Source organism: Streptomyces sp. P5F9 (assembly GCF_057961495.1).
This window is the reverse complement of record NZ_JBXVPZ010000257.1, coordinates 1-13612: the sequence shown is the minus strand read 5'-3', so window position 1 is coordinate 13612 and position 13612 is coordinate 1. Positions and strand designations below refer to the sequence as shown.

The 13612-nt window shown below is 69.6% G+C and carries 12 protein-coding genes and 1 tRNA gene; 3 read left to right on the top strand and 10 right to left on the bottom strand.

The genetic code is table 11. From position 1 onward, the window contains the following. From AC31A1_RS32200 to AC31A1_RS32190, 3 genes are all read right to left on the bottom strand, one after another. Nucleotides 1–1680: tetratricopeptide repeat protein (locus AC31A1_RS32200; protein WP_489656709.1), on the bottom strand; the 1680-nt coding region annotated here is incomplete at its 3' end. 205 nt (nucleotides 1681–1885) lie between these two features. Beyond that, a tRNA-Met gene (locus AC31A1_RS32195) sits at nucleotides 1886–1959 on the bottom strand. 43 nt (nucleotides 1960–2002) lie between these two features. After that, a complete protein-coding gene (locus AC31A1_RS32190) occupies nucleotides 2003–4918 on the bottom strand; it encodes a UPF0182 family membrane protein (protein ID WP_489656710.1) in 2916 nt (971 codons plus the stop codon). A 174-nt stretch (nucleotides 4919–5092) separates the two neighbouring features. Here AC31A1_RS32190 and AC31A1_RS32185 point away from each other — a divergent pair, with 174 nt between their 5' ends. After that, on the top strand, nucleotides 5093–5635 hold the full coding sequence (locus AC31A1_RS32185; RefSeq protein ID WP_405843947.1) for a PPA1309 family protein: 543 nt from the start codon (nucleotides 5093–5095) through the stop codon (nucleotides 5633–5635). A gap of 122 nt (nucleotides 5636–5757) precedes the next feature. On the opposite strand, the gene AC31A1_RS32180 is transcribed toward AC31A1_RS32185, so the two are convergent. The 4 genes from AC31A1_RS32180 to AC31A1_RS32165 form a co-directional block, all read right to left on the bottom strand. Further along, entirely contained in the window at nucleotides 5758–6855 is a 1098-nt protein-coding gene (locus AC31A1_RS32180; RefSeq protein ID WP_489656708.1) for a YlbL family protein, read from the bottom strand. Between the two features lie 53 nt (nucleotides 6856–6908). Then, nucleotides 6909–7073, bottom strand: coding sequence for a hypothetical protein (locus AC31A1_RS32175; RefSeq protein WP_393763280.1), 165 nt, complete (start codon nucleotides 7071–7073; stop codon nucleotides 6909–6911). A 130-nt stretch (nucleotides 7074–7203) separates the two neighbouring features. Next, nucleotides 7204–7665: a molybdenum cofactor biosynthesis protein MoaE gene (locus AC31A1_RS32170; protein WP_489656707.1), complete on the bottom strand. Its 462-nt coding sequence runs from the start codon at nucleotides 7663–7665 to the stop codon at nucleotides 7204–7206. A gap of 114 nt (nucleotides 7666–7779) precedes the next feature. Beyond that, the gene (locus AC31A1_RS32165) at nucleotides 7780–8892 is read right to left on the bottom strand and encodes an SDR family oxidoreductase (RefSeq protein WP_266772347.1); all 1113 of its coding nucleotides are present in this window, start codon (nucleotides 8890–8892) and stop codon (nucleotides 7780–7782) included. Nucleotides 8893–9084: 192 nt separating this feature from the next. Between AC31A1_RS32165 and AC31A1_RS32160 the strand changes: the two genes are divergently transcribed. After that, nucleotides 9085–10524, top strand: a complete 1440-nt coding sequence (locus AC31A1_RS32160) for a zinc-dependent metalloprotease (RefSeq protein ID WP_489656706.1) — start codon at nucleotides 9085–9087, stop codon at nucleotides 10522–10524. Then, nucleotides 10521–11042, top strand: coding sequence for an NUDIX hydrolase (locus AC31A1_RS32155; protein WP_489656705.1), 522 nt, complete (start codon nucleotides 10521–10523; stop codon nucleotides 11040–11042). The genes AC31A1_RS32160 and AC31A1_RS32155 overlap by 4 nt, the downstream gene beginning before the upstream one ends. Before the next feature lie 76 nt (nucleotides 11043–11118). On the opposite strand, the gene AC31A1_RS32150 is transcribed toward AC31A1_RS32155, so the two are convergent. From AC31A1_RS32150 to AC31A1_RS32140, 3 genes are all read right to left on the bottom strand, one after another. Further along, complete coding sequence (locus AC31A1_RS32150) at nucleotides 11119–11874, bottom strand: AIM24 family protein (RefSeq protein ID WP_489656704.1); 756 nt, start codon at nucleotides 11872–11874, stop codon at nucleotides 11119–11121. Nucleotides 11875–11891: 17 nt separating this feature from the next. Beyond that, entirely contained in the window at nucleotides 11892–12572 is a 681-nt protein-coding gene (locus tag AC31A1_RS32145) for an AIM24 family protein (RefSeq protein WP_329349496.1), read from the bottom strand. Between the two features lie 11 nt (nucleotides 12573–12583). After that, nucleotides 12584–13612: AIM24 family protein (locus tag AC31A1_RS32140; protein WP_489656703.1), on the bottom strand; the 1029-nt coding region annotated here is incomplete at its 5' end.

Genomic DNA, 13612 nt, shown 5'->3' with positions numbered 1-13612 from the left:
CCCATGCCCCGCATCCGCAGCCCGAGCCCACCACACGGCAGCCTCAGGCTCACTCCCCTCCCGAGCCAGCAACAGCCCGAGATTGAACGCCCCGTTACGAGACCCGGCCTCGGCAGCCTCCCGGTACCACCGAGCCGCCTCGACGACATCGCCCCGCGCAGCGGCCAGCATCCCGACCCGAACCTGCGCACGCCGATGCCCCTGAGAAGCCGCCCGCTCGTACCACTCCTCGCACTCGGTCTTCTCGTGCACCTGCTCACCCAGCTCATGCGCGGGTGCGGGCGGCCGCCGGGCATCAAGCACCGAGGCCAGCCGATAAGCGGCCTCCGCGCTCCCCCCACCGGCCGCACACCGCAGATGCCGCTCGGCCTCCCGCTCGTCCCCGTCCCGAAGCCGGGCGATCCCGACCTGCAACGCCGCTTCGGTGTGCCCGGCCGCAGCCGCCCGCTCGTACCAGGGCAGCGCGACGCCTTCGTCACCGCGCCCGGCGAAGAGAATCCCGAGGTTGAACGCGGCGTCCACGCTCCCGGCCTCCGCGGCCTTGGAGAACCACGGCTCGGCCCCGGTCGCGTCGCCGCCTTGGAGCAGCAGCACGGCCAGCGCGTTGGCGGCCTCCCGGTGCCCGGCGTAGGCGGCCCGCCGGTACCACTGCTCGGCCTGCGCGGTACGCGTCTGCTCGGCACAGAGGAGCCCGAGGTTGTACGCGCCGTTCACGTCGCCGGCGTCCATCGCGGCCCGGTACCACCGCTCGGCGGTCTGCGTCTCACCGCGCTCGGCGTGCAGCGCGCCCAGCGCGTTGGCCGCGTTGCCGTCGCCGTCCTGGGCGGCCCGGAGCCACCACACGGCGGCGCTCTCGGTGTCGCCGGCGTCGCGCAGCAGGAACCCGAGCGCGCAGGCGGCCCGCGCCTCCCCGTCCTTGGCGGAGGTCAGATACCAGCGCCCGGCCTCCTTGAGCTCGCCCCGCTTCTCCAGGATCGCCCCGAGCTGCAGCGCGGCCCGCTGATGCCCCCGCGCGGCGGCCTGCCGGTACCACTGCTCGGCCTCGTTGCCCGGGGATCCCGAGGTTCCGGGGGCCGATTGGACACCGTTGTCAGCCCCGCCCCCGTACTCGTCCTCGTGCGGCGCCTGCCGGTCGAGCGCTCGCGCGAGCCGGTACGCGGCCTCGCGGTGCCCTCGCTCGGCGGCGGACCGCATCCACTGCTCGGCCGCGGTGTCCCCGCGGTGCTCCATCAGGTCGGCGAGCGCGTACGCGCCCAGCGCGTGACCCTGTTCGGCGGACTGGCGCAGCCAGTACTCGGCGGCGGGCTCGTCGCCGCGCTCGCGGTGGTACCGGCCGAGCGCGTGCGCGGCGGCCGCGGACCCCGCTACGGCGGCGATCCGCCACCAGCCTGCGGCTTCGTCGGTGTATCCGCGCTGGTGCAGGAGGACGCCGAGGTTGTTGGCCGCGGCCCGGTCGCCCTCGGCGGTGGCGGCACGCAGCAGGGGCTCGGCTCCGTCGAGATCACCGCGGCGCAGCAGCATCGCTCCGAGGACACTCGTCGCCTCGACGTCGCCGGCCTGTGCGGCGAGCCGTGTGCGTGCCTCGTCGACAGCCTCCCCGTCACCGGTGTCGTCCCGGTCGGAAGGCTGCACAAAACGCCCTGTATCCAACAGAGTTGCCTTGTCCCCCATAACGTCCATCGTCGCACCACCTGCAACCTGGGTACACCTGGTATACCGCAGCCAGTGAGGTCTCTACAGCGTTTTGTCGACATGCCCACAGAGAGACAACACAAACACGGTTTCACCAAGTCCCCCCGGCGGCACGGCCGTCACCCTCGTCGGCACATGCGTTCGCACAGCGCGAAGGCCCGGATCCTTAAAGGATCCGGGCCTTCGCGATCAGTAGCGGGGACAGGATTTGAACCTGCGACCTCTGGGTTATGAGCCCAGCGAGCTACCGAGCTGCTCCACCCCGCGCCGTTGTGTTGCAACCGTACCACGGCGTGAGGTGGGCTTTTCCCTATCCGCTACTGGGGCTGCTGCTCGGACTGGGACTACTGGTGCTCTTGCCACTGCCCTTGCTCTTGTCGGCCGCGGCCTGCGCGTCCTCGGCCCGCCGCAGCGCGGACTGAAGATCCTTCTGCGCCTGCCCGTACGCCTCCCAGTCGCCCTTCTTCAACGCCTGTTGCCCGGCGTCGAAGGCCTTCTGGGCGTCGGTCAACGCGGCCTGGACCGTTGGATTGCTGGATGTCGGTGGGGTGGTGGTCTCGTCCGGTGGCGGAGTCGTGGTGCTCTCCGCCCCGAAGACCTTGTTCAACCCCTCGTCCAGCGTGTCCTCGAAGGCGGTCTTGTTCCCGTAGGCCACCAACACCTTGCGCAGGAGCGGGTACTTGAGCCCACCACCGCGTACGTAGACGGGCTCCACGTACAGCAGTCCCCCGTCGAGCGGCACCGTCAGCAGGTTGCCGTACTCGATGTCGGAGTCGCCGCCCTTGAGCAGCTTGATGGATTCCGCGATGTCCTGTTGGGAGTTGAAGGCGCTCTGCACCTGTTTAGGCCCGCCGACGGTCGTACTGGTCGGCAGCTTCAGGATTCTGATCTTGCCGTAGTCCGGGGTGCCGGCCTCGGAGTCGACGGCCATGAAGGCGCTGAGGTTGTCTCTGCCGTTCGGTGTGAACGTCGTCGTCAACGAGAAGGCCTGCGCGGACTGGTCCGGCATCTTCATGCTCAAGTAGTACGGCGGCACCGCACTGTTGGACTGGTTCGTCGGGTCGTTCGGGACCTGCCACACCTCGCTGCCGCTGAGGAACGTCTGCGCGTCCGTCACGTGGTAGCGGGTGAGGAGTTCGCGCTGGACCTTGAACAGGTCCTGCGGGTACCGGAGATGGGCCATCAGCGAGGACGAGATGTCCTTCTTGGGCTCGACCGTGTGCGGGAACGCCTTCATCCAGGTCTTCAGGACCGGGTCCTCGGTGTCCCACTGGTAGAGCTTGACGGCACCGGTGTACGCGTCGACGGTCGCCTTCACCGAGTTGCGGATGTAGTTGACCTGGTTCTGCTGGGCCACCACCGCGCGGTTGTTGTTCGTCGCCGTCAGCGAGTCCGCCGTGGTGTCGCCGAGGGTCGTACGCGAGGCGTACGGGTATCCGTTGCTCGTCGTGTACGCGTCGACGATCCACTGGATACGGCCGTCCACGACCGCCGGATAGGCGTCACCGTCGATGGTCAGCCAGGGCGCCACCGCCTCGACGCGCTCCTTGGGCGTGCGGTTGTACAGAATCCGCGAACCCTCGCCGATCGCACCGGAGTACAGAATCTGCGGCTCGTTGAACGCCACCGCGTACGCGGCCCGGTTGAGCGGGTTGGAGAGGTTGACCCCGCTCTTGCCGGTGTAGCTGGTGGTCTTCTCGCCGCTGTCGTCGGAGTAGTCGATCTCCTTCTGGGGACCGCCGACGATCGAGTACGTGGTGGTCTTCTCGCCGTAGTAGATCTGCTGCTTGTACGTCCCGAGGTCACCCGTGGACGGCAGATCGGACTCGGTGAAGACCGGGCGGCCCTCGGAGTCGACCTCGGTGCCCTTGGCGGCGACCACTCCGTAGCCGTGGGTGTAGCGGAAGTGGTCGTTGATCCAGTTGTTCTTCGGGATGCCGTTGAGGTTCAGCTCACGCAGACCGATGACCGTGTCCTGGTCCTTGCCGTCCTCGCTGTAGCGGTCGACATCCAGGTTGGTCGGGAACGCGTAGTAGTTCCTGATCTGCTGGAGCTGCTGGAACGTGGGCGACACGACGTTCGGGTCCACGATCCGGATGCTCGCCGTGGAGCCGACGTCGGAGCGCAGCTTGGTCTTGTCCTTGGTGGTGCTCGTCCCCGAGTACTCCGTGACCTTGGTGTCGTCGATGCCGTAGGCCTCGCGCGTCGCCTTGAGGTTCTTCTGGACGTACGGGGCTTCCTTGGCCTGCTCGTTCGGCTGGACCGTGAACTTCTGGACGATCGCCGGGTACAGGCCGCCGATGAGGATCGCGGAGAGCACCATCAGGCCGAAGCCGATGACGGGCAGCTGCCAGGTGCGCCGCCACAGGGTGGCGAAGAACAGCAGTGCGCAGATGACGGCGATGCAGAACAGGATCGTCTTGGCCGGCAGATACGCGTTCGCGTCGACGTACCTGAGGCCCGTCCAGTCACCGGTCGCCTTGAAGTCGCTGGACTTCACTGCGAGTCCGTACCGGTCGAGCCAGTAGGCCACCGCCTTGAGCGCGACGAAGATCCCGAGCAGCACCGACAGGTGCCCGGTGGCCGCGGCCGTGGCGCGCGCGCCCGGGCTGGTGATGCGCAGGCCGCCGTACAGGTAGTGCGTCAGCGCGGCGGCGAGCAGCGAGAGGATCGCGGCGGCGAAGCCGAAGCCGAGCAGGAAGCGGTACCAGGGCAGGTCGAACGCGTAGAAGGACACGTCGAGGTGGAACTGGGGGTCCTTCTGGTGGAAGGGCACGCCGTTGACCCACATCAGCCAGACCCGCCACTGGCTGGACGCCGAGGCGCCCGCGATCAGCCCGACCAGAGCGGTGATCGCCAGAAGCAGCCACTTCTTGTACGGCGCGATGCCCATCCGGTAGCGGTCGAGGCTCTGCTGCTCCATCGACATCGCGCTGAGCGGCGGGCGCAGGCGGTGCGCCAGCCAGATGTTCACGCCCACCGCGGCCGCCATCAGGAGGCCGAAGACGAAGAACAGTCCGATCTTCGTCGTCAGGGTGGTGGTGAACACGGACGAGTAATGCACCGACCGGTACCAGAGCCAGTCCGTCCAGAAGCCCGCGAACATCGTGAACGCCATGCCGAGTACGGCAAGGACGCCCAGTGTCATGAGCAAAGTCCGGACGCGCCGGGACGGGCGGCCCACTCTGATCCGCGGCCCTGTCGGGCCTCCGCCGCGGTCCGGCATCTGGAAAGCCAAGGTGCGCACCTCGAAGTTCGCTGTTGGTCGCTGTCGTTGCGTCAGGTCCCCGGTGTCGCGGACCCTCCGTAGCCCCGCGTGATCGCGGGCCCACACCTATGCAACTTACTCACCGTTTACTCGGTTCCCGATTCCGGCCATGAACGAGGCAGGATTGTGACCATGTCCAACACTCCCATGGCAGCGAACCCGCTCACCCGGGCCGTACTTGAGATCGACGAGTACGCCTCGGGCCTCGGCTGGGACCAGCCCGCTCGCCTCTTCGCCCTGGTAGACACCGCGCGGCTGCGGGCCCAGGAACCCGGCCTCGCGGCCCAACTGGGCCTGCGGGAAGAGCCCGAGACCACTGGTCTCACCCCGATCGAGCAGGAGGAAATTCCGGCCGGGAAGCCGCTGGACGAGTTCCTCGGCACGATCGCCTGGCCCGACGCGGTGGCCGGCTGCGCGCTCACGGTCGAGCGCCTGATGCTGCCGCCGTCCGCCGAGGCCTCCGTCCCGGAGGGCCTGAGCGGGAAGAAGCTCACCGAGTGGGTCGCCCAGCACCCGGACCGCCAGGAGGTCCGGATGACGGTCGCGGTCCTGCGCGACGGCACCCGCGACTCGGCCCTGCGCCTGCGCGAGAAGGACTCCCCCACGGAGGTCCTCACGGGCGGCGCCCTGGTCCCCGGCCTCGCGGAGGCCCTGTCGGCGACCTTCGAGGACTGACGCCGTCCGCTACGACTCCGGTTCCTCGCGTACGACTCCGGGGGCGCCCTCTGCTTGCGGGCGCCCCCGGAGTCGTACGCGAGGTCTTCTTAAGAAGAGGCTCGTTTCAGGAAGAGGTTCTTTCAGCTCTTGGTGCTGCACTTCGGGAGGTCGTCGGTCTTGCCGCTGTTGATCAGCTTCAGGGAGCTGATCGCGTCCTTGATGGTGGTGACCTTGACGAGCCTGAGGCCGCCGGGGGTGTCCTTGGCGGCCTCCGCGCAGTTGTCGGCGGGGGTCAGGAAGTACTGGGCGCCCTTGCTGCGCGCGCCGACCGTCTTCATCGAGATGCCGCCGATCGGGCCGACCTTGCCGGTGTCGTCGATCGTTCCGGTGCCGGCGACGAACTTGCCGCCGGTGAGGTCGCCCGGGGTGAGCTTGTCGTAGATGCCGAGCGCGAACATCAGTCCGGCGCTGGGGCCGCCGACGTCGGCGAGCTTGATGTCGATGGTGAACGGGAACGTGTGATCGGTTCCGGCGGAGATGCCGACGATGGCGCGCTTGGTGCCGGTGTCGTCGGAGGTCGCGGTGGTGATCGTGATCTTCTTCGTCGCGGTCGCCGTCTTGTTCGCCTTCACGGCGGCGGCCTGATCCTTGGCGGGCACGATCGTGAACACGACGTTCTCGCCGGGCTTGTGCTTGGTGACCAGCTTCGCGACGTCGTCGGGCTGCTTCACCGTCGTACCGTCGACGGCCTTGATGACGTCACCGGCGTGCAGCTTGCCCTCGGCCGGGGTGCCCTTGACGACCGTCGAGACGATCACCCAGGACTTCACCGGGACGCCCAGCTGCTCCAGGGCGGCGACCTTGGCGCTCTCCTGGGACTGGCTGAACTCCTCGGCGTTCTCCTGGGTCGACTGCTGCTCCGTCTTGCCGTCGGGGTACAGCGTGTCGTGCGGGACGATCTTGTCGTCGTGGGCGAGCCAGCCGTACACGGCCTCGATGAGGTTCATGTTGTAGTCGGCGCTGGTGACGCGGACCGTCGTCATGTTCAGGTGACCGGTCGTCGGGTAGGTCTTGCGCCCGTTGATCTGCAGCACCGGCTCGCCGTCGTGGTCCCCGAGCGTGTTCACCGTCGGGCCCGGCGACATCTCCGCATACGGGACGTTGATGAGGACTCCCGCGCACAGGAGCGCGATCAGCATCAGGGTGGAGGCGAGCATCGTCGCGGTGCGGCGTGGCATGGCACGACAGTACGGGACGCGTCTGTCAGCGCACCGTCAGGGCCGCCTTCCGATCACGTGCCGGAGTGGGACTTCTCCATGGCCTCGCGGAACCGGGCATAGCCGTCCAGTTCCGGGCCGTCGCTGCGCATCTTGCGGGTCCGGTTGGCCCAACTGCCCCACACGCCGGCACCTATCGCAGCCGCCAACGGAATCAACAACCAGGCGAGTGCCGCCATGCCGACCTCCCAACCCCGGATGAGTGACCTCAACTGACTGATCAGCAGATTAGCCAGCACTACTGACAACGCTCGTGCCCGGGGGGCGGTTACGCAACCGGAGGGCGGGTGAGAAGTGCGTGAGCGTACGTCAACAGGCGCCGACCCACTCCTCGGTGCCGTCGGAGAACTTCTGGTGCTTCCAGATCGGCACCTCGTGCTTGAGGTCGTCGATCAGCTTCCGGCACGCCTCGAAGGCCTCGCCCCGGTGCGGACACGACACACCGACGACGACCGCGAGGTCCCCGATGCCGAGATCCCCCACACGGTGGACGGCGGCCAACGCCCGCACGGGATACTCCGCGACGACCTTCTCGGCGACGCGCCGCATCTCCGCCTCGGCACTGGGGTGGCACGAGTACCCGAGTTCGTCGACATCGGCCCCGCCGTCGTGGTTCCGCACGGTCCCGACGAACAGCGCCATCCCACCGGCCGCGTCGTCCCCGACGGCCTTGAAGACCTCGTCCACGGAGAGCGGCGTCTCCCGGATCCCGATCAGCTTGATGGGATCCTGCGCGGCCTGTTCACCGGGATGGTCGATCGTGGGTGCCATGCCCCCATCGTGCCGCACCCCGCCGACAGCGCGGAATAGCACTTTCACCAGGCACGCGCGTGTGGAGGTTTGGAGCCTCCTACAGGGCAGTGGCTTCCGGCCCTTCCGGCCGGGTCAGATCCGCCGCCGCGCCTTCCGTGCCCGCCGTACGACCGCCGCCGCGCCCAGCAGCGCGACCGTCGCACCCGCCGCACCCGCCGCCGTCGCGTCCTTGCGGCCGAGCCGTCGCCCGACGACCGTGTGCCGCCCGGAGACCTCCTCCAGCAGCTCCGCGAGCACTTCCTCGTTGGTCCACTGCGGCCGCCATCCCGCGTCGTGCAGTCGGCTCCCGCTCACCACCCAGGGGTACATCGTGTACGCCAGGTCACCGGCCGGGGACGGGGTGAGCCCGATGCGGTGCAGCCGGGCCGCCGCGCCGAGCGCGACCGCGGACGGCAGCTCCATGCGGCGGATGCCGCTGAGCTCCTCGACCTCCTCCTGCTCCAGCCAGCCGTCGCAGCCGACGGCCAGCTCGCCCTCGACCTTCTCCAGGACGGCGTACTCCAGGGCGCTGCACAGGTCCTCGACGTGGCAGAACTGCCAGGCGGGCCGCGACCCGGCCACCACCAGCAGCCGGGGCGACTCGAAGTACCTGGTCAGCGCGGTGTCGGTGCCGCCGACGAGGACTCCGGGGCGGACGACGGTGACGTTGAGCCCGGGATGCGCCCGGGGCGCGCGCCGTGCGAGGCGCTCGACCTCCAGGAGGTCGCCGACGCCGGTGGCCTCCGCGGTGGCGCGCAGTTCGGCGTCCTCCGAGAGGGGCAGTTCGTTGTCGGGCAGCGCTCCGTAGACCATCGCCGAGGTGCACAGCACGACCCGGTGGACCCCGGCGGCCGCGGCGGCGGTGAGCACGGTCTGCGTCCCCCGGACGTTGTACGCCGAACGGGCGGCCGGGTCGGTCTCCAGATCGAGATCGAGCGCCAGATGGACGACGACGTCCGCGCCGCGCAGTTTCTCCGCGATGGCCGGATCCCGTACGTCGAGGATGTGCCACTGCGCCGCGGCGCACTCGCCGCGCCGCTCGTCGATGGCGATGACCTGCTTGATCTCCTCGGAGGCGGCGAGCCGCTCGGTCAGCAGCGCCCCGATCCCGGACGCTGCGCCGGTGACCGCGACGACGGGCCCGCGCACGGCGGGACTGGTTGAGTGGTTTCGCGCTGCGCGAACCTGCGGATCTGGGGAACTCACCGGGCGTCTCCAGCGGTTGTCTTCAGTACGGATGCGCGTGACGCGTCCGGACCAGGTGGCATCCATCCTGCCGCAGGCCGGGTCTCGGCGAAGCACTGAGGCCCGATCGGCCCGCGGTGTCTACGCTGGGTGGTGTTGAAGGGCAGTCGTGCCGTCGGAGAGAACCGGCGGCCTTAACAGCCGAGGAATCCCGTGAGTGACACCCCATTCGGATTCGGCCTTCCGCCGGAGGAGCCGGACGACGGCGACGAGGGCAAGAAGAAGGACCAGGAGAGCGGTGGTGGTCAGGGACCGGCCAACCCGTTCGGTTTCGGCGGCCTGCCCGGTGCCGGGGGCTTTGGCGGCCCCGGCGCGGACAATCCGCTCGCAGCCATGTTCGGCTCGCTGAACCCCAATGACCTGGGCGCCGCGTTCCAGCAGCTGGGGCAGATGCTCTCGTACGAGGGCGGGCCGGTGAACTGGGACATGGCCAAGCAGATCGCCCGCCAGACGGTCTCCCAGGGCACGCAGGACGGCGTCAAGGACGCGAGCATCGGCCCCGCCGACCGCAGCGCGGTCGAGGAGGCCGTGCGGCTGGCGGACCTGTGGCTGGACGACGCGACGTCGCTGCCGTCCGGCGCCGGCACCGCCGTGGCGTGGTCCCGCGCGGAGTGGGTCGAGGCGACCCTGCCCGCGTGGAAGGAACTCGTGGACCCGGTCGCCGAGCGCGTCGGCGCGGCCATGGGTGACGTCCTGCCGGAGGAGATGCAGGCCATGGCGGGCCCGCTCATCGGCATGATGCGCTCCATGGGCGGTGCCATGTTCGGCACGCAGATCGGGCAGGCCGTGGGCACTCTCGCGGGCGAGGTCGTCGGTTCGACCGACATCGGCCTGCCGCTCGGCCCGGCCGGCAAGGCCGCGCTGCTGCCGCTGAACATCGAGGCGTTCGGCAAGGACCTGGGTGTCCCGCAGGAGGAGGTGCGGCTCTACCTCGCTCTGCGCGAGGCCGCCCACCAGCGCCTGTTCGCGCACGTGCCGTGGCTGCGCTCGCACCTGTACGGCGCGGTTGACGGGTACGCGCGCGGGATCAAGGTCGACACCGCCAAGCTGGAGGACGTGGTCGGCCAGTTCGACCCGGCGAACCCGGAGCAGCTGCAGGACGCCCTCCAGCAGGGCATGTTCCAGCCGGAGGACACCCCGGAGCAGAAGGCCGCCCTGGCCCGTCTGGAGACGGCTCTGGCGCTCGTCGAGGGCTGGGTGGACGCGGTGGTCCACGCGGCCGCGAAGCCGCGTCTGACGTCCGCCGACGCGCTCCGCGAGACCCTGCGGCGCCGTCGTGCGACGGGCGGTCCCGCCGAGCAGACGTTCGCCACGCTGATCGGCCTGGAGCTGCGCCCGCGCCGGCTGCGCGACGCCTCCCGCCTGTGGGCCTCGCTCACGGACGCGCGCGGTGTCGACGGCCGGGACGGTCTGTGGGCCCACCCGGACATGCTGCCGACGGCCTCCGACCTGGACGACCCGGACGGCTTCGTGCACCGCGAGCAGCTGGACTTCTCCGAGCTGGACAAGATGCTCGGCGAGGCGGCGGGCGGCACCGCGGAGAAGCCGAACCTGACGAAGGACGAGGACTCCAAGGACGACGACACCGAGTGAGCCTGTACGACGACGCGGTCCTCGTACTGAAGAGCTACGAGGACCAGACGGACCTGCGCCAGGCCTACCTGGACCACCTGGCCGCCCACCCGGACGGCATGTGGAAGTCCTGCCACGCCGGGCATGTGACGGCGAGCGCCCTGGTGATCGACCCGGAGCACGGCAGGGTCCTGCTGACCCTGCACAGGAAGCTGCGGATGTGGCTCCAGATGGGCGGCCACTGCGAGCCGGAGGACACCTCCCTGGAGGAGGCGGCACTGCGCGAGGCCACGGAGGAGTCCGGCATCACCGGACTGACCCTGCTGCCGGGCGGCCCGGTCCGCCTGGACCGGCACCCGATCCCCCCGCCGTGCCACTGCCACTACGACGTCCAGTACGCGGTGCTGGCACCCCCCGGCGCCGTCCAGGAGATCAGCGACGAGTCCCTCGACCTACGCTGGTTTCCCTACGACGAGGTGCCGTCCGTAGCGGACGAGTCGGTCCTACGATTGCTGGAGGCGACGCGCGCCAGGCTCTGAGCGGGGTGGGGGAAGCGCTGAGCGTGTAAGGGGCGCCTGCGTTGGCGGACGCCCCTTACGTTGGTTTTCCGGACGCTCAGCTCCAGGCGTTGCCCTGGTTCTGCGCGTGCGCGCCGTGCTGGCCCATGCCGAACTGGGCGGCGACGCCCTGGCCGATCGCGGCGTTCTGCGGCGGGAGCAGTTCGCTGGGCTGGACGAGCGCGTAACCGCTGCCCATGAAGCTCAGCTCCCAGCCCTCGCCTGTGTTGCCGCGGCGCCGCCACACCCCGGAGGAGTGCGTCTGGGCCTGCATCTGGACACGCAGACCGGTGGACCAGGCGACGATCGCGTCGGCGTCGCAGTTGACGTACTTGTCGGGCGTGACCTGCATCATCAGCGGCGCGCCCGAGGTCATCAGGGCGACCTTGCCGCGGCCGGTGATGTTCAGCTGGTACTTCCCGGAGCCGGAGATGCCGTACTGGCTGTCCACGGCGATGACCTCGTGGTGCAGCGAGGAGTCCATCGCGAGGACGTAGCTGCTGTCGACGGTGAGGCCGTCCTGTTCCACATCCACTACGTGGATGTGCTGGGCGAGGTTGGCGAGGAAGACCGTGCCCTGCCCGTGGCAGCGCATCAGGCTGAGGCCCTCGCCGGTGGCCGCACGCGCGTAGGCCTGCTGGGTGTTCTGGTACTCGGCGTCGAACTCGACGAGCCCCTGGTAGGCGACCATCGTGCCCTTACGGGCGAGGATGTCGTCGTGGCCCTCCAGGACGATGCGCAGCATCTGCTTGTTCTGCAGGCTGTAGCGCTCCTGGGACTGCGAGTCGTTGAACGCGAAAAGCGGGCTCTGCATGGTGTCGTATTCCCCCCTCAGCCCCGGAACCGGAGACGGTCGGTGCTGTCCTCGCTGGGCTGGACAACGACAATGCCCGTCCCGGAGAAGGCCATCTGGTAGGCCTCGCCGCTGCCGCGGCCGATCAGCGACTGCGCCTTGAAGCTGCGCTTGCCCTTCACCTTGAGGTTCGGGGACCAGGCGACGAGCGCGTCCGGGTCGACGTACGTCTCGTCCTCGCCGCCGCCGCAGTCGACGACGATCGGCTTGCCGCGGGAGGTCAGCGCGACCCAGCCCTGGCCGGTGATCTTGGTGTTCCACAGGCCCTGTCCGGCGAACTTCGCCAGCCCTTTGACGCGCTCCACGCCCCAGGTGAGGTGGGCGTCGAAGGCGAGCAGGTTGGTGGCGTTGACGGAGATGCCGTCGCCGTTGAGGTTGATCACGACGACGTCCGCGCCGTAGTCGGCGAGGTAGAGCAGTCCGTCGCCGGAGCACTTCATCAGGGGCGCGCCCTCGCCGGTCATCCAGTCGCGCGCGATCTGGCGCACGGCCGGCGGGTTGGGCTCGTACTGGATGAAGCCTTCGTAGGCGATCATCGAGCCCACGCGCGCGAAGAGGTCGCTTCCGGTCTGCATGGCGACCTTCAGCATGTTGTTGCCGTGGTTCTCCATGCGGGCGGAGACGGGTGCGGGGGCGTAGCCCGCGAGCGGCTGGTTCATGACGGGCTCCCTCAGACCTCGTACGGCTGGACGACGATGAAGTTTCCGGGGGCGGCCCGGAACTGCAGGTTGACGCTCTCCCCGGTGTCGCCCGGATAGGCGTTGCGGCGCATCCGGACCTGGCTGGAGACGATCACCTGGGCGGCCGCGGACCAGGCGACGACCGCGTTGCAGTCGGCGAACGTGGTCGGCGTGACCGGCAGCACCACGGGCGAGCCGTGGGTCTTCACGACGATGGTGCCGGTCCCCTGGAACTGCATCGTGAACAGCGCGCCTCCGGGGATGCCGTGTCCCTCGATGCGCCGGACCTCGTACTGGAGGCTCTCGTCAAAGGCGAGGACGTTCTCGGCGGAGACGCAGATCGCGTCCCCCTGGAGCTCGACGGGGTGCAGGTGGGTGGAGTTCTCGGCGAGGAACACCTGGCCCTGGCCGGTGCAGCGCATCAGCTGCATCTCCTGGCCGGTCGCGTTGCCCACGATCCGTCCGGCGAATCCGGCGCCCTTGTAGCCGAAGTCGACCTTGCCCTGGTAGAGCACCATGCTGCCCTGGCGGGCCAGTACGGGCTGGCCGCCGATGCCGAGGTCGACGCGGACGAGCTTCTTGTTCTGCTGCGTCCAGCGCTGCCCGGTGGGCGTCTCCTTGAACTTCTCCAGCGCGGCCGACACACCGGCGCCCTGGGGAGCACCCGAGGGCACCCCGTAGGCAGCGGGTTGGGCCGGGACCTGCCCGAAGGGAGGCTGTTGCTGCCCGTACCCCGGAGGCGCGGGCGGCTGGCCGTAGCCCGGGGGCGGAGTCGGCTGACCGTAGCCGGGCGGCGGGCCCGGCGCGTGCGGAGCCTGCGGCTGCGCGTAACCGGGCGGCGGAGGCGGGCTCTGACCGGGGGCCTGCTGTCCGTACGGCGCCTGCGGCTGGCCGTAGGGCGCGGGCACGGGACCCGGGGGCGGCACGGTGCCCGCCCCGGGCGGGGTCATGGGCGCGATGATGGTCGGTGCGGCGTGCACGGAGGGCGCGGGCGCCGGCGGGGGTGCGTACCCCTGGGC

Bases quoted from the DNA above. Each gene is read 5' to 3' on its own strand.
- AC31A1_RS32190 (WP_489656710.1), bottom strand. From the start codon at position 4,918: ATGCCGGACCGCGGCGGAGGCCCGACAGGGCCGCGGATCAGAGTGGGC.
- AC31A1_RS32185 (WP_405843947.1), top strand. From the start codon at position 5,093: ATGTCCAACACTCCCATGGCAGCGAACCCGCTCACCCGGGCCGTACTT.
- AC31A1_RS32180 (WP_489656708.1), bottom strand. From the start codon at position 6,855: ATGCCACGCCGCACCGCGACGATGCTCGCCTCCACCCTGATGCTGATC.
- AC31A1_RS32175 (WP_393763280.1), bottom strand. From the start codon at position 7,073: ATGGCGGCACTCGCCTGGTTGTTGATTCCGTTGGCGGCTGCGATAGGT.
- AC31A1_RS32170 (WP_489656707.1), bottom strand. From the start codon at position 7,665: ATGGCACCCACGATCGACCATCCCGGTGAACAGGCCGCGCAGGATCCC.
- AC31A1_RS32150 (WP_489656704.1), bottom strand. From the start codon at position 11,874: ATGCAGAGCCCGCTTTTCGCGTTCAACGACTCGCAGTCCCAGGAGCGC.
- AC31A1_RS32145 (WP_329349496.1), bottom strand. From the start codon at position 12,572: ATGAACCAGCCGCTCGCGGGCTACGCCCCCGCACCCGTCTCCGCCCGC.